Source organism: Chryseobacterium sp. UYP7 (assembly GCF_056279225.1).
Genome location: NZ_JBWBQW010000009.1, coordinates 55,395 through 70,582, shown reverse-complemented (window position 1 = coordinate 70,582; position 15,188 = coordinate 55,395). Strand labels below are relative to the sequence as shown.

14 protein-coding genes are annotated in these 15,188 nt (G+C 33.7%); 1 reads left to right on the top strand and 13 read right to left on the bottom strand.

Annotated features, from left to right (window positions below):
* Positions 1–20 precede the first annotated feature (20 nt).
* On the top strand, positions 21–1,163 hold the full coding sequence (locus ACZ9HT_RS15765) for an inorganic phosphate transporter (RefSeq protein WP_476041455.1): 1,143 nt from the start codon (positions 21–23) through the stop codon (positions 1,161–1,163).
* Positions 1,164–1,298: 135 nt separating this feature from the next.
* Here ACZ9HT_RS15765 and ACZ9HT_RS15760 read toward each other — a convergent pair whose 3' ends face one another.
* The 13 genes from ACZ9HT_RS15760 to ACZ9HT_RS15700 all read right to left on the bottom strand — a co-directional run bounded on the left by ACZ9HT_RS15760 (position 1,299) and on the right by ACZ9HT_RS15700 (position 15,187).
* Entirely contained in the window at positions 1,299–2,450 is a 1,152-nt protein-coding gene (locus tag ACZ9HT_RS15760) for a glycosyltransferase family 4 protein (RefSeq protein WP_476041454.1), read from the bottom strand.
* Positions 2,450–3,625 (bottom strand): glycosyltransferase family 4 protein, encoded by a 1,176-nt coding sequence (locus ACZ9HT_RS15755; protein WP_476041453.1) that lies wholly within the window; start codon positions 3,623–3,625, stop codon positions 2,450–2,452. Before ACZ9HT_RS15755 ends, ACZ9HT_RS15760 begins: the two co-directional genes overlap by 1 nt.
* A 4-nt stretch (positions 3,626–3,629) precedes the next feature.
* The gene (locus ACZ9HT_RS15750) at positions 3,630–4,721 is read right to left on the bottom strand and encodes a glycosyltransferase (RefSeq protein WP_476041452.1); all 1,092 of its coding nucleotides are present in this window, start codon (positions 4,719–4,721) and stop codon (positions 3,630–3,632) included.
* A complete protein-coding gene (gene wzy / locus ACZ9HT_RS15745; protein ID WP_476041451.1) occupies positions 4,714–6,141 on the bottom strand; it encodes an O-antigen polysaccharide polymerase Wzy in 1,428 nt (475 codons plus the stop codon). The genes ACZ9HT_RS15750 and wzy overlap by 8 nt, the downstream gene beginning before the upstream one ends.
* A gap of 1 nt (position 6,142) precedes the next feature.
* Complete coding sequence (locus ACZ9HT_RS15740; protein ID WP_476041450.1) at positions 6,143–6,658, bottom strand: acyltransferase; 516 nt, start codon at positions 6,656–6,658, stop codon at positions 6,143–6,145.
* On the bottom strand, positions 6,639–7,565 hold the full coding sequence (locus tag ACZ9HT_RS15735) for a glycosyltransferase family 2 protein (RefSeq protein WP_476041449.1): 927 nt from the start codon (positions 7,563–7,565) through the stop codon (positions 6,639–6,641). Before ACZ9HT_RS15735 ends, ACZ9HT_RS15740 begins: the two co-directional genes overlap by 20 nt.
* Before the next feature lie 9 nt (positions 7,566–7,574).
* Positions 7,575–8,432, bottom strand: a complete 858-nt coding sequence (gene murB, locus ACZ9HT_RS15730) for a UDP-N-acetylmuramate dehydrogenase (RefSeq protein ID WP_476041448.1) — start codon at positions 8,430–8,432, stop codon at positions 7,575–7,577.
* 1 nt (position 8,433) lies between these two features.
* A complete protein-coding gene (locus ACZ9HT_RS15725; RefSeq protein ID WP_476041447.1) occupies positions 8,434–9,726 on the bottom strand; it encodes an oligosaccharide flippase family protein in 1,293 nt (430 codons plus the stop codon).
* A complete protein-coding gene (locus tag ACZ9HT_RS15720) occupies positions 9,723–10,259 on the bottom strand; it encodes a serine O-acetyltransferase (protein ID WP_476041446.1) in 537 nt (178 codons plus the stop codon). The genes ACZ9HT_RS15725 and ACZ9HT_RS15720 overlap by 4 nt, the downstream gene beginning before the upstream one ends.
* A 4-nt stretch (positions 10,260–10,263) precedes the next feature.
* On the bottom strand, positions 10,264–11,508 hold the full coding sequence (gene murA / locus ACZ9HT_RS15715; protein ID WP_476041445.1) for a UDP-N-acetylglucosamine 1-carboxyvinyltransferase: 1,245 nt from the start codon (positions 11,506–11,508) through the stop codon (positions 10,264–10,266).
* The gene (locus ACZ9HT_RS15710) at positions 11,505–12,521 is read right to left on the bottom strand and encodes an NAD-dependent epimerase/dehydratase family protein (RefSeq protein WP_476041444.1); all 1,017 of its coding nucleotides are present in this window, start codon (positions 12,519–12,521) and stop codon (positions 11,505–11,507) included. Before ACZ9HT_RS15710 ends, murA begins: the two co-directional genes overlap by 4 nt.
* Before the next feature lie 126 nt (positions 12,522–12,647).
* A complete protein-coding gene (locus tag ACZ9HT_RS15705) occupies positions 12,648–13,814 on the bottom strand; it encodes a nucleotide sugar dehydrogenase (RefSeq protein WP_476041443.1) in 1,167 nt (388 codons plus the stop codon).
* Between the two features lie 92 nt (positions 13,815–13,906).
* Positions 13,907–15,187 (bottom strand): nucleotide sugar dehydrogenase, encoded by a 1,281-nt coding sequence (locus ACZ9HT_RS15700; RefSeq protein ID WP_476041442.1) that lies wholly within the window; start codon positions 15,185–15,187, stop codon positions 13,907–13,909.
* Position 15,188 lies beyond the last annotated feature (1 nt).

Here is a 15,188-nt window from a genome sequence, read left to right as displayed (position 1 = left end):
ATTTATTATATAAAAATAGAATGGATTTACCAATTCTTCTTATTATTATCATTGTTTTAGCACTAATATTTGACTATATCAATGGTTTTCATGATGCCGCTAACTCTATTGCGACCATTGTTTCTACTAAAGTTTTAACGCCATTTCAAGCAGTTCTTTGGGCTGCAGTTTGGAATTTCGCAGCCTTCTTTCTTGCGGCTTACGTTATCGGAGAATTCAAGATCGGTAATACGATCGCGAAATCTGTAAATGAAAACTTTATTAATCTCGAAGTTATATTTTCCGGTTTGGTTGCAGCAATTCTTTGGAACTTATTAACCTGGTGGTTTGGAATTCCTTCCTCTTCATCGCACACTTTGATCGGTGGGTTTTTAGGGGCAGCTTTAATGTACGCTTTTGTTTCAGATTACCATATTGTTTCCCTCGCGCAGCCAGATCTATCTATTATTGATAAGTTGATATTGGCTTGTAAACAACTCTTTACTCAAAATGTGGTGAAATATGATAAGGTGATCCCAATCTTCCTCTTCATATTTTTGGCTCCGATCATTGGTGGTTTAATTTCTATCGTGATCACCTTATTTATAGTAAACGTTTCAAAAAGAACTAGTCCACGGAAAGCAGATAAAGTTTTCAAAAAATTACAATTGGTTTCTTCGGCCCTGTTTAGTTTAGGACATGGAACGAATGATGCGCAGAAAGTAATGGGAATTATTGGAGCTGCTGTTATTTATCATCACGTTCAAACTTTGCATGATCCTATTTATATAGCATTAACGGGTAAAGATCAGTTCAATTATTTTGTCGAACATTATTATTGGGTGCCTTTCACTTCATTCTTAATGATTGCATTGGGAACCATGAGCGGCGGTTGGAAAATCGTAAAAACAATGGGTACCCGAATAACGAAAGTAACGCCACTGGAAGGTGTTGCAGCTGAAACTGCAGGTGCAATTACGCTTTTCATTACCGAACATTTCGGAATTCCCGTTTCTACAACCCACACCATTACCGGTGCGATCATCGGTGTTGGAGTCACTAAAAGAGTTTCTGCCGTAAGATGGGGAATCACCGTAAGTTTGTTATGGGCCTGGATTTTAACCATACCTATTTCTGCCATGGTTGCAGGATTAACTTATTTGGTTGTTTCGTTTGTGAGCTAAGTGCTAAGAATTTATATAAAAAAACCACTTCTTAAGGGAAGTGGTTTTTTTCTTTTTGTGAGGGAATGGAAGATGATCTCTTTCCAAGATAACAGGTAGAAACTGAATTGTTTTAGAAATACATGATTGACAATTCTAAGTTTTGTTATTTAGTAGGTTACTATTTTCGAGTACTTTCTTATATATCTGAAAGGTAGAATCAATTATTTTTTCCTTGTTAAAAATTGAACGAACTTTACTTTTTCCTTTTTCGTTATAATAACTTTTTTTACTGAATAAAAGTTCTATTTTTTCAGCAATTAATTGTGGGTTATCCAATCCAACGTTATATCCTGTTTCTCCATTGATGACCAACTCCGGAAGTGCGCCACGATCTGATGAAATGGTAGGAATTTCTAATAAAAGACTTTCATAAACACCCCCTAGATTTTCCGACTTGGATAGATATACAAAAACATCATAATTAGAGATTACTTCATTAACATGTTTGTAACCTCCCGTGAATATTACTTTATCCGTACCAATAGCGGCAGCTTCTGCCCGTAATTTTTTTTCGTAGCTTAAATCATCTCCGAAAGTACCTCCGGCAACAACGAGTACAATGTCATTTCTCTTTTTTAGAAGAACTTTAAATGCTTCGAAAAGTATTTCATGGCCTTTGATACCATTTTTTTGAAAAAATTTAGGCGGATAGATATAGGAAGCCGTTCCGATGATCTTTGTGTTTGCGGGAATATTATATTCTTTTCTTAAATCTCTCTGTTTTAAAAGTCTGGCCTGTAAAAGAAATTTTTCTGTATCAATATATGCATAGTTTAAGAATAATTTGCGATGTGGAACATTTGCGTTTCTATACTGATCATAAATATATTGCGAAGTGGCAATCCAATAATCATTGTTCGAGCTGCTCATAATATCACCCCATTTAAAAAGACCTATTTCTAAATGGGCGGGTCCAACTACCTCGTAAATTTTAGGTTGATCGAGACTTCTTAAAAATAATCTAGAGTACAAAGTTGTTTGAGTAAACCAACTTTGTATGATGTCTGGATTTAGATCTTTAATGATCTTCTTCAAGGCTTTACCTTTTCTTAAAAAACTACTGTTAATTGAATAATCGAAATCAATAACATGCTCACATATTTCCTTATAACCTTCGAAATTTTTACCTCCCTGGGGAATAACAACACTAAATATAAGTTCCGGATATTTATTTTTAACTTCACGTAAGAGATTAAGGGCCCAAGCTGCGCCTTCGCTTGTCTTAATTAAATGTAAAATATGCATTAATGATCGTTTTTAAGTGATTTATAAAATTCTTCTCTTCTGGATCTTAAAACGTCAGTGTCAAATTCCCCAGCCTCCACCAAATTTCTTTGGGCAAGTCGGTTGTAGATTTCTGCGTTAGATAGAATTGCATATATTTTTACTGCTAAATCTTCGGGATTATTTTTTTCAATTAAGGCTTCTTCTGAAAGTAATTCCGGTATCCCACCAACATTCGTCCCAATTACTGGCAAACCTTCAGACATTGCTTCTACAATTACCCGTGGTAGCCCTTCAGTTCTCGAAACCAATATGAACAGATCACTTAAACTCATTTCATTATTTACTTCTACAGATGATACCTGCCCTTTAAAATGAAAATTCATTAAATTCATTTCTTTACATTTTAATCTAAGACTTTCCAGATAAATGCCGTCGCCGAGCCAGGTAAAGTCGATCGGTAGATGAGGGAATTTTTCGTTGTAGATTCGTACAGCTTCCAAGGCGATATCAGGAGATTTGTACATTTGCTCAACGGATCCTGCGGATATGACTTTATAATTTTTTTTAGATTGTAATTTTTTTGGAGCTCTGTCTTTCAAATTCGAAGGAAGCATTACGTTTGAAGCGTAAGTTGTAAATGAGGATGTATTAGAGGGATACTTTTTTTGAAGCGTATTTTTAGTTACATAGAGCGTTGATTTTGCACTATAAATATTTTGCTTAAGATTCTGAACGGTTTTTGCATGGAAAATTCTTTTTAGGGGATGTTTAAAAGATTCGTCGGAAAAAACATCGTCAGGATCTCCAACAATCTCTACTCCATAATTTTTATTATTTCTTCTTAATTCCTTAATCACCATATCGCTCACATTGCCCGGAATTCTACATATAAAAGCCGAATCTAAATTCGTCTTGACAAATTTTTTAACTTCAGACCGAATGGCAAAATAGTTTTGTAAATATTGTAGAGGCCCAACATAGTAAGTCATCTCCAAAAAATGAATATTTTTTCCAGAAGAAATATATTTCTTTTCTAAATTTTCAGACTTTTGATTGACTCTCGCAATGATAAATATTTTTTCGAATATATTTAAATACCGTTCCCAAATATGATGTTCAAACGCGGAATCTCCGTAGATATTTCCCTGATCATCTTTAAAAAAACGTGCTTCGGTCACAAAAACTAAGTTCATCTAATTACTTTTTTAATATTTCGAGAAATTCTCTAAATTTCTCGTTGGCATCAAATCTCTTTCGAACATCTAGCGTAGTTTGAGGGTCATTTTTCCATTCGTTAAGATAAAATTGTTCAATTTTAGTTGCAAAAGCGACTGCGTCCTTTGCGGGAAATAGCTGATTATGATTTTTTGTGGGGACGGTTTCTTTTATTGGATCGATGTCTGAAGCAACAAAAGGAAGACCAGAAACCATGGCCTCAATTAATGCGTTAGGCTGTCCTTCTGTAACCGAAGGAAAGAAATAAAAATCAAAAGATTTTAAGATGAAAGGGATATCCTGCCTGAAACCTAAAATAGTAAACTGATTGGCCAGACCTTTATCGATTGTGATTTTTGAAAATGCTTCTTCAGTATTTTTTCCTACCAAGACAAAATGAATGTCTGGATATTTATTACATAAAATCTCTGCAACTTTAATGATCGTTTCGTGATTTTTAGAAAAGTGTACTCTTCCCGTGTGCCCAACTACAAATGCCTTCTCTGGAATTTTTAATTCTTTCCTGACTTCGTTCTGAGAAATCTTTAAGTCAAAATAAGAAGGGTTGATGCCATTGTAAATTACTTGAAAGCGGTCATCTTTCTTTTTAAAGAAATAGGTAAAGGCCGCCTCAGAATTAGATAAAATAGAAGTAGAATATTTTAGTACCAAACGATGCACCCAGTTATTATACGCTTTTTTAATAAAATTTTCAGCAAAGCGGTTTGTGGATCCGCGATAAAAGGTGATCCTGTTTTTAATTCCTGCATTAGCAGCGCTTCTCATTACTAAACCTGCAAAATTTCCTGTAAAATCACAAACCGCCTGAAAATTCTCTTTTTCTAAATAAGCTTGGAAATCACGATAAGCTTTAAAATTAAAATACCCTAACTTAGTTTTAACCAGTTGAATGTTTTTAATAGATGCATATTCTTTTTCAAGTTCTCCGAATTCACCGCTTTTGCAAAGAACTACAGGTGTAATTTCTGATTCGTAATGACGAAGAAAACGAAGCAGATAGTTTTCAATACCACCGGAATTTAAGGAAGATATGTTAAATAAAATTTTAGGCATTTATTTTTTTATTGAATAAATGTTGATTAATTAAAAGAACTAAAAATATCCAGAAAACGGTTCGAAAGCCAAATAAAAAGGATGATCTAGAGATATAAATAGCATTACTTAAATATACTATAATGAACACATGAAAAAATAGTGTCGAATGGCCTGAATACATTCCTAATTCTGCTTTCCGCATCATGAAGCCAAAAATAAACATACCAACAATAACTCCAAGTAGGCCAAAATCTAGATAGAAGTCAGCAATAACGGAGGTGCCATTACCATAACTCGGATTATCTCCTTGAAATATCCATGTTATAAATGAAGCAGAACCTGCATATTTTTTACTATTATCGCTAAAAATTACACTGTTGAAAAAATTAAAGAAAGGTATCGAACTGGATAGCTGCTGAAATTGAAACCTACCGTAAAGAAAATCGTGCTGAGCTGGCACAAAATCTATAGCGTGATGGACTGCTTTAACAGAGGTAGCTAATTCTTTTGTTTGTGGCAAAAATGAGACATCAGCATCTACTGGATTATCTTTAAAAGCTGCCTGAATCTTATCCACGAAAGATAAATTTTTATTTTGGCTTCTTGCTACTCCCAATAGTGTTATAAGAAATGCACCTGCAAAAATAAGTAGTAATCCGCTTTTTACAGATAACTTCTTTTTCGTAATAAAAAAGTATCCGGAGAGGTAGCATAGTGCATATGTTATTAACGGACCTCGGTCTCCACTAATTAACACTGACAGCAGATATATAGAAATTAATAATAGGATTGGATATCCAATACTGTTAATATATCCACGAAAAGTTGTTGGTTTAACCTTTTTATTTATAACATTTCGAGATTGTTGTATAACTGCAGCAAAAATAAATAAGTTAAATGCAAGTATGGCGTAGGTGGCATTTGATCCAATATCAACAGAGCCATAGTGGCCTAGTAAATATAAAGGGTTTACCGTGAAAAAATAAATGACAAGTGAGAATGTAGCACCAACTAACAGAAAACTAATATTATAAATTCTAATATCAGTATTTTGCGACTTTGTATTAATTTTATTTCGGTAATAAAGATACCCAAGAAAAAATGATAGTAGTCCTATAGTCGAAAGTACCATACTTTTGATGACTATTTTATTGTTAACAAAAATGAAAATGTCCGATTCATTTATATTACCGAGCATAAGGTCAATGTAATATTGAAAATGTACAATCAAAATACCTATGAGAGCTAATGTAGAATGTTTTAAAAACTGACTTTTTAATAGGGCATTAGATTCTCTTCGTAATGAAAATAGACATGTAGAAATAAATACTATTATTAATAAATAAAATATAGCTGTTGTATTTAAATATTCGGGAGCATAAAAATAATATATGCAGAGAAATATACTTAGAAAAACGTAAGTGATTTTTAAAAGCATTCTATTTTCTTATAAACATATCGTTAGATAAGGAGAGTAAATATTCTTTTTTTCGTACTTCATTCATACCTTTTGAATCAACATTATATTTACTGATTTTTTCTATAAAAGATGCTGTGTCACCAACTACTCTAGCAGGGTTGCCAGCTACAACCATTCCATCGGCCACCGATTTTGTCACGATACTTCCGGCACCAATAATTACATCATTACCAACAATTACTCCTGGCATTATTTTGGACCCTTCTCCAATATACGTATAGTTACCAATTTTTATCTTTCCAAAATAATCTAAACCATTATTTTTCTTTCTTTGAGACCAAAGACCACCATGCGTAAAAAAAGATACGTCGGAGGCTATTCTACAATAATCGCCAATTTCTATGAGATATGGTTCGGAAGAAAATTTTTTTGTTGAGATTAGACAGTCTTTACCAATAGTAACACCAACCCACTTCGCATATTTTTCTGGTTGCCAATAATTCCTTCTGTAATAGTTAATTAGTCTTTTGATCATTTTTTATATTTTTTATGATGAGAAGAAAAAGTTTTGAAAGTCCTACAATTAAAAATTGATTATTAACATTTATCAAAATTCTCAAATAATTAGCGACTTTATCGGTTGCCCCAGCTCTTATATTAAGTAATATGTTCTTGTAGAACAATTTATTTGCAGTGGTGGGATTGAAAAATAATACTCCTTTGTCTCCATATAAATCTAAATAATCTGAGCCGGTTTTCATTCTCTGTTTTATTAATTCTTTTGAGAACTCTGATAATAATGTTGGAACTCCCGAAATTGAAGCGTAATCTGATACGGACTTTTTAATATCCACTAAATTATACAACTTTGTACTAATGAAATGTACCTCACTTACTAAAACCATTCTAAACCAAAGATCTTTGTCTTGTCTTGATGTAAAGAATTCTCTGTAGCCTCCAACTTTATCGTAAACTTCTTTTCGAAACATAACTGCGCCATGGGTAATCCGATTTTTTACTAATAGATCCTGATAAGTGATTTCTAATTTGTGAAATTTTGGTTTTGCGATATTAGTAATATCCGTTGTTACCACTCCGACGTTTGTGAAATTTTCTAAGTGGAAAACTTGTTCTTCAATACGGGTTTGTAGTGAAATGTCTCCAGACCCATGAATAGCAATGTATTTCGAATCTGCTTGGCTAACAGCATCGATAAGCGTGCGTGTAAAACCGTAATTAGTTGGGTTTCGTTTCAGCCTAATACGACCAGATGTTTTGGCCATTTTTTCTAGCTCCAAATAGGTGTTGTCCTGGGAACAATCATCGATAATTACGATTTCTAAGTTTGGATATGTCTGATCGATTAAACTTTGAATAGATTCTTTGACGTTATCTTCCCTGTTGTAATAAAGTGAGATAACGGTTACTTTTGGCTTTTGCATATCCATCATTTATATAACTCTTTGTTCTACTTCTAATTCGACATTATATTTTTCCAAGACTCTTTTCTTTACCTCAATAATTATGTCCAAAATATCCTGGCCTTTTGCGTTATTATGATTAATAATAAATCCACCGTGCTTTTTAGAGATCATTGCGCCGCCAACAATAAATCCTTTTAATTGTAATTCATCCATTATAGCCCCTACATAATATCCTTTTGGTCTTTTGAAAACGCTTCCTGCATTTGGGAAATCTTTTGGCTGCTTCGCCCACCGCTGCTCTTTAATCAGTTCCATTTTTTCTTTAATAGCAGTTTTATCCGTCTTTTGTAGTTTCAACCACGCTTTTAGGATTACCTTATCTGTATTTCTCTGGAAGAAACTGTTTCTGTACTCGAAACCCATTTCTTCTTTAATAATTTCCTTAATTTGATTGTCTTTCAAATCCAGATAACGAACCTTTACCAAAACATCTTTAATTTCTTCACCACTTGCACCAGCATTCATTACCACCGCGCCACCAAGGGAACTTGGGATATCATAGAAAATCTCTAATCCACTTAAACCATTCTCTAAAGCTAAATTGCTTAATACTAACATGGTTGCGCCTGCTTCTACTTCTAATAAGCCGTTTTCCGAATCTATAAGCGTATCATGATAATTTCCATTAAAAATTAAGAAGTTGGTATCGTAATATTCTTTAGATAAAATAATGTTGTGACCACTCCCTAACAACACGAAATCTTCAACATCTTTGTAAAATGACACTACATCTTCCTCATTTTCCGGAAAATAAGCATTTTTACAGATCGCCTTAATTCTATAGGAATTATAATTAGTTAAGTCGAAATCTTTTATAATTTTCATTCTATTTTTTCAGGTTTTTTACTATTTGGAGGATAGGATCAAAATCGCTTTTTTTATACGATATTATTTCTCTCACCGGGATATTAGTTTCTTTACTGTAGAAAAATAAAAATAAAATGCCGGCAAATGCGTAACTAACTGTGGATGCAATTGATGCTCCATTCGCACCATATTTTGGAATCCATAGTATATTAAAAATAATATTCATAATTAAAGCGGGTACCATTGCCTTCAGACTAATCCAAGGCTTTCCTTTACCAGCAAGATCCACATTCATAACTTTGAATATAGTTAATACTACTACTCCAGGTAGAAGGTAATTTAGTACGGTGATACTTCCCCGAAAAGCTTCCCCATACATTCCTGTAATAATAAAACCAGAAAATACTATAAGAAATACAGTAGCTATTAATACGCATATAAATGACACTCTAAGGAGTTGTGCAACTTTATAAGAGAATAGCCGATCATTCTTGCTTACGGCGCTCCTTGCAAATACAATTGTACTTAATAACATTGGGATTTGCCATAAGTATTGCGTTATTACCGACCCTTTCGAATAAATACCCATTTCATAAGGCGTACTTAGTTTGTCTAGAATTATAATATCAACTTTATAATTTAAGTTAATAATCAGAAGAGAAAATGCGTAAACAGCTCCTAAAGATAACATGGCAGAAATAATTTTCCAGTCAAAATCTAAACTAAAATCTTGAATAAATTTATTTTTAAAAAGTAAAATTATTGCAATTAAAACTGGACCGCCTATAGATGCGATCATGGCTCCAGCAACATCTAATTTTATAACGACTACAAAGATGACCGTTCCAACAAAAACTACTAAGGAAGGAATCCAGTTTATTTTATTGAAGGTCTTAATATCGTTTTTACCTAGGAAAATCCCCGAATTATAGGTATTGAATAAACTAAATGGAATAGGTAGTAGCGCAAGAACCACTAATAATAAGTTGTCTCCTGTTTTACTAAAGTATCTCATGAGAAAAAAACTAACTATCACTGATAATATGGTAGTAAACATCCATATTTGCGTTATTGTTTTTTTGATTTGAGTTTCCGAATAAATTCCTTTACCTAAAAAATAGGTTGTTGATTGTCTAATGCCCAATGAACCAATACTCATGAATAAGGATGGATAAACGAGAAGTGCAGCAATTACCCCATTCCCCTCGGGCCCAATTGCTCTCGCTGTAATAATTGATGTCGCTAATCCTAATCCAATAATTAAAATGTTAGAAGTAGCAACTCTCATAACATCAGAAACAAAACTGCTCATAAATTATTAATTATTTTACAGGGAATTCCTACGGCGACACTATTTGAAGGGACGTCAATATTAACTACGGAATTTGCCCCAACTACGGCGTTTTCTCCTATTGTAATGCCACCTATTATTTTGGCACCGGCGAAAATTTTAACACCTGATTTTATATGCGGATATTCTTTTTTGTTTTTTCCAGGCTTACCGTGACTACCAAAAGTAACTTGCTGAAAGACCATGACATTATTTTCAATTATTACTCCATCACCAATCACGATCCCCAAAGGATGAGGCATTCTCAAATTCTGCCCAATAAATGAATTATAGGAAATATCGCAATTCCTTTTTGTTATCATTTTATTTTTGTAGTAAATACCAATTTGTCGTAGGAAGAAATTTTGTTTTTTGTAAAAATACTTGCCCACTCTATGATTAAGTAGTAACCGGAACCTAGGGCTGTACAAATAACTTTTTATAAAGATCAAAAGTATTCGATCTGTACTAGGTAAATCACCTTTAATATCTTTACGAGTTTGTTTAAATGTCATTATGCTAAATTGAAACTCCTAACGCTAATAATTTTTCACTTAAATTTTCGTATCCTCGATGTATTTGCCAAGAATTCTCAATAGTTGTTTCCCCTTCAGCTGTTAATCCTGCAAGTAACAAGGCAATTCCTGCTCTAAGGTCTAAAGCATTTACCGTTGCTCCCTTCAGCGGAGTTCCACCACTAATAACCAACATTTCACCTTCTACTTTGTAATCCATTCCCATTTTCGCCAACTCTTCTGCGTAACCGTAGCGTCCAGGAAATCTTAAATCTATAATTTTAGATTCTCCTTTACTCATTGCACCATATACTGCAAATAAGGGCTGCATGTCAGAATTAATTCCAGGATAAGGGCCAGTACTTATTTCAATCGGATAAGATTCTCCACCTCTCACGATTAAACTATTTTCCCCACGGTAAAACTTCATTCCACTTTCTCTTAAAAAAACTAAAGGAACTTCAAGATGCTCAAAGGGGAAATTTTCAATCTCAACATCTCCATTTGTAATTACCGCTCCAATTGCCCAAGTCAGCGCTTCCATATTGTCTGCGATGACACTATGTTTTACACCATTCAATTTATCAACACCTTCAATAACAATACATTTTTGCCCATAGACTTTAATTTTCGCCCCCATTTTTTGAAGCATATCAATTAAGTCCATAATCTCAGGTCTGATATGAGGATTCCACAAAGTGGTTTTACCTTCAGCTAAACTTGCACAAATGATAGAGTTCTCAGTAGCTCCAGTAGATCGCATAGGTAATATAATTTCATTACCCTTTAATCTGCCGTTCACCTTCGCACATAAGCAATCATCTTCTTCCCAAACTTCTGCACCTAAACTTTCAAGAAGCATAACGTGTAAATCATACTTTCTTTCTCCTAATTTGCAACCGCCGGGCAATGGCACACGACCTTCCCCCCATCTCGCAGTTAAAGCCCCTAAAATCAATAAAGTGTTTCTTATGGAGCGGTCTTCCCATTTTAAATGGTTCGTTGTTTTAGATTTTTCTTCTTCAATTTGAACAAAATCACCATTTGAAATAATTTTTTTGCCGAGCACTTCAAGCATTTCAAGATGAACTTGTACATCTAATAGACCGTTAGGGAAATTAGATAACTGTACTTTATCCTCTGTTAATAAACTGGCAGCGAGCAAACGTAAAGCACTGTTTTTTGCTCCGCTGACTTTCACTTTACCTTTTAAAGTTGCTTTTTTTATTTTTAATACTTCGTTATTCATATGTTATTGTAAAAATCTTTGTACCAGGCTACGAAATTGGCAACCCCATTGTTTATATTATTTTGTGGCTCATAACCGTAATCGTTATGAAGTGCAGAGGTATCTGCCCATGTTTTTTCTACGTCTCCTGCCTGCATTGGCATCATTTCTTTTATGGCATTTTTGCCTGTAGCTTTTTCTATAGATTCAATAAAATCTAAAAGTTTTACGGGTTGGCTATTGCCGATATTATAAATAGAATAAGTTTTTTTATTTTTTTGTTCTTTTAATAATGTTGATATAACGCCTTCAATAATATCATCGATGTAAGTAAAATCTCGAGATAAATTTCCATTATTAAAAACCTTAATTGGTTTATCATTTAGAATGGCATCTGTAAATAAGAACATTGCCATATCTGGTCTTCCCCAAGGTCCATAAACAGTGAAAAATCTTAATCCTATAGTTTCAATTCCAAACAAATGACTGTACGCATGTGCCATTAATTCATTACTTTTTTTTGTTGCTGCATAAATACTTATAGGATGATCCACATTATCGTCGGTAGAGAATGGTACCTTATCATTCATTCCATAAACACTTGAACTACTTGCATAAACAAACTTTTTTATTTCTGCTTTTTTTATACATTCTAATAAGTTGACAAAACCAACAATGTTACTTTCGATATACTTCATTGGCTGTTCTATACTATACCTAACACCTGCCTGCGCCGCCAAATTACAAACTATATCAAATTTTTGATCATTAAATAGAAAAGGTAAATTTAATTGATCCTCTAAATTCAATTTTATAAAATTAAATCTAGTAGCATGGATATCGCTTTTGATCAGGGTATTATAGTGAATGTTTTCTTCTGCAATACCCAGATTTTTTAACCGCGCGAATTTAAGATTTATATCATAATAATCATTAATATTATCTATTCCTGTAACGTTGTGCCCTAAAGCAATCAACTTCTCAGATAAGTGATAGCCTATAAAACCTGCAGCGCCAGTAACTAATATATTCATTTTTTTATCTTTTATATTTTACACCCGTAAAAATCTATTTTCAAAATTTTTACTAGTACTATTCTTGTAATGCTAGACTTTAAAGACCATTACTGAAGATTGGATAGAAAGCAATAAGATCGATATCTAATCGCTACCAAATAAATCACGGGTGAATACCTTTGATCTCACATCCTCCAGTTCTTCTGTCAAGCGGTTAGTAATAATCAGATCACATTCTTTTTTGAAAATTTCTAAATCATTTATTACTTTTGATCCGAAAAAGAACTTTTCTGTAAGTACCGGTTCATAAACTATTACTTCTACACCTTTAGCTTTAATACGTTTCATAACACCCTGCATCGCTGAAGCTCTATAATTATCGGAACCCGCTTTCATTATCAGTCGGTAAACCCCCACTTTTTTAGGGTTTTTAGCTAGTACAGAATCGGAAATAAAATCTTTCCGGGTACGGTTCGCATCTACAATAGCCTGAATAATATTATTGGGCACCGCTTCATAATTAGCGAGTAATTGCTTTGTGTCTTTTGGCAGACAATAGCCACCATAACCGAAAGACGGATTATTATAATGTGATCCTACGCGAGGATCAAGACTAACTCCTTCTATAATCTGCCTACTATCTAGCTCATGAATTTGTGCATAGCTATCTAGTTCATTAAAATAGGCGACCCGTAGAGCTAAATAAGTATTCGAGAAGAGCTTTATCGCTTCTGCCTCCGTGGGATTAGTGAATAGGGTAGTAATATCTTTTTTTATTGCACCCTGTTTTAACAATTTTGCAAATGTTTCTGCTCTCTCGCTCTGTTCACCAATGATTATTCTTGATGGGTATAAATTATCAAATAAAGCTTTCCCTTCTCTTAAAAATTCTGGAGAAAATATTATGTTTTTAAGATCAATTTTATCTTTTAGAGCTTCCGTAAAGCCAACTGGTACGGTAGACTTAATGATTACAATTGCTTCAGGACAATATTCTTTTACCTCATACACAACTGATTCAACACTAGAAGTGTTAAAATAATTCGTCTTCGGATCGTAATCTGTAGGTGTTGCAACGATCACGTAATCGGCATTAAGATAGGCATCATTCTTATCTAAAGTGGCTCTAAAGTTTAATTCTTTGCTTTCTAAAAAAGAAACAATTTCTGCGTCGTCTATCGGAGATTTTCTATTGTTCAGCAAGCTTATTTTCTCTGGAACGATATCCAAAGCTACAACTTCATTGTGCTGTGCTAACAAAATTGCATTTGAAAGACCTACATATCCTGTTCCTACTACTGTGATTTTCATTCCTTTTAACTATAAAATATAAAATGATTAAGAGATCATGATTAATGACGGAGTGCTCTTTATTTTCTCGTCTTAAATAACATTACAGAATTCTATAATTTGGAATCACAATTTTTTAAAATCCCCTTCACATCATAAACAACAGCTGTATCTTTTTTAAGCAGATCTAAATCTAAATCTAAAAACTCATTATGAGCAACACCTAAAATGATCGCATCAAATTTCTCAGTCGGAATTTTAGATCTACTTTTAATACCATATTCATGTTTTACTTCTGCAGCATTTGCCCACGGGTCATAAGTGGTCACTTTAGTTCCATAATCTTCTAATGCAGATATTACATCAACAATTTTAGTATTTCTTACGTCGGGGCAGTTTTCTTTAAAAGTGATTCCCAACATCAAAATTTTTGCATTGTTAACCGCAATGTCTTTTTTGATCATCGTTTTAATGACCTGCGAAGCGACGTATTGTCCCATAGAGTCATTCAACCTTCTTCCGGCTAGAATAATTTCCGGATGATAACCGTATTCCTGAGCTTTCTGAGCCAGATAATAAGGATCAACTCCAATACAATGACCGCCTACTAAACCTGGTTTAAAAGGAAGGAAGTTCCATTTTGTTCCGGCTGCTTCGAGAACATCATGGGTATTGATATCCATTAAATTAAAGATCTTCGCCAATTCATTAACGAAAGCAATATTGATATCTCGCTGAGAATTTTCAATCACTTTAGCTGCTTCAGCCACTTTAATGGTTGGTGCTAAATGCGTTCCAGCCGTAATGACAGATTTATAAATATCGTTAACTATAATACCAATTTCAGGCGTTGAACCCGAGGTTACTTTCAGAATTTTTTCTACCGTATGTTCTTTATCACCTGGATTAATTCTTTCTGGTGAGTAACCTGCGAAGAAATCAACATTAAATTTTAAACCTGAAATTTTTTCAACTACAGGAATACAATCTTCTTCAGTCGCTCCAGGATATACCGTCGATTCATAAATAACGATATCACCTTTTTTTAATACTTTACCGACCGTTTCACTCGCTTTAATAAGCGGCGTTAAAACTGGACGATTATTTTTATCTACTGGTGTCGGAACTGTGATGATGTAAATGTTAGAATCTTCAATATCTTTTAAATCATAAGAACAATAAAGACCTTTCTCTTCTTTCGATGGATTGTTCTTAACCATTGCAGAGTTTAATAATTCATCTGAAACTTCTAAAGTATCATCGTGACCATTTTTAAGATCATTAACTCTCGCCTGGTTAATATCAAAACCAACTACGGGAAATTTGGTCGCGAAAAGACGGGCTAGCGGTAAACCGACGTAACCTAAGCCGAGTACTGTAATTTTATGCTGCATA

Bases quoted from the DNA above. Each gene is read 5' to 3' on its own strand.
- ACZ9HT_RS15735 (WP_476041449.1), bottom strand. From the start codon at position 7,565: ATGCAAAAGCCAAAAGTAACCGTTATCTCACTTTATTACAACAGGGAA.
- ACZ9HT_RS15700 (WP_476041442.1), bottom strand. From the start codon at position 15,187: ATGCAGCATAAAATTACAGTACTCGGCTTAGGTTACGTCGGTTTACCG.
- ACZ9HT_RS15705 (WP_476041443.1), bottom strand. From the start codon at position 13,814: ATGAAAATCACAGTAGTAGGAACAGGATATGTAGGTCTTTCAAATGCA.
- wzy (WP_476041451.1), bottom strand. From the start codon at position 6,141: ATGCTTTTAAAAATCACTTACGTTTTTCTAAGTATATTTCTCTGCATA.
- ACZ9HT_RS15750 (WP_476041452.1), bottom strand. From the start codon at position 4,721: ATGCCTAAAATTTTATTTAACATATCTTCCTTAAATTCCGGTGGTATT.
- ACZ9HT_RS15765 (WP_476041455.1), top strand. From the start codon at position 21: ATGGATTTACCAATTCTTCTTATTATTATCATTGTTTTAGCACTAATA.
- ACZ9HT_RS15740 (WP_476041450.1), bottom strand. From the start codon at position 6,658: ATGATCAAAAGACTAATTAACTATTACAGAAGGAATTATTGGCAACCA.
- ACZ9HT_RS15725 (WP_476041447.1), bottom strand. From the start codon at position 9,726: ATGAGCAGTTTTGTTTCTGATGTTATGAGAGTTGCTACTTCTAACATT.
- murB (WP_476041448.1), bottom strand. From the start codon at position 8,432: ATGAAAATTATAAAAGATTTCGACTTAACTAATTATAATTCCTATAGA.
- ACZ9HT_RS15720 (WP_476041446.1), bottom strand. From the start codon at position 10,259: ATGACATTTAAACAAACTCGTAAAGATATTAAAGGTGATTTACCTAGT.
- ACZ9HT_RS15760 (WP_476041454.1), bottom strand. From the start codon at position 2,450: ATGCATATTTTACATTTAATTAAGACAAGCGAAGGCGCAGCTTGGGCC.
- ACZ9HT_RS15710 (WP_476041444.1), bottom strand. From the start codon at position 12,521: ATGAATATATTAGTTACTGGCGCTGCAGGTTTTATAGGCTATCACTTA.
- murA (WP_476041445.1), bottom strand. From the start codon at position 11,508: ATGAATAACGAAGTATTAAAAATAAAAAAAGCAACTTTAAAAGGTAAA.
- ACZ9HT_RS15755 (WP_476041453.1), bottom strand. From the start codon at position 3,625: ATGAACTTAGTTTTTGTGACCGAAGCACGTTTTTTTAAAGATGATCAG.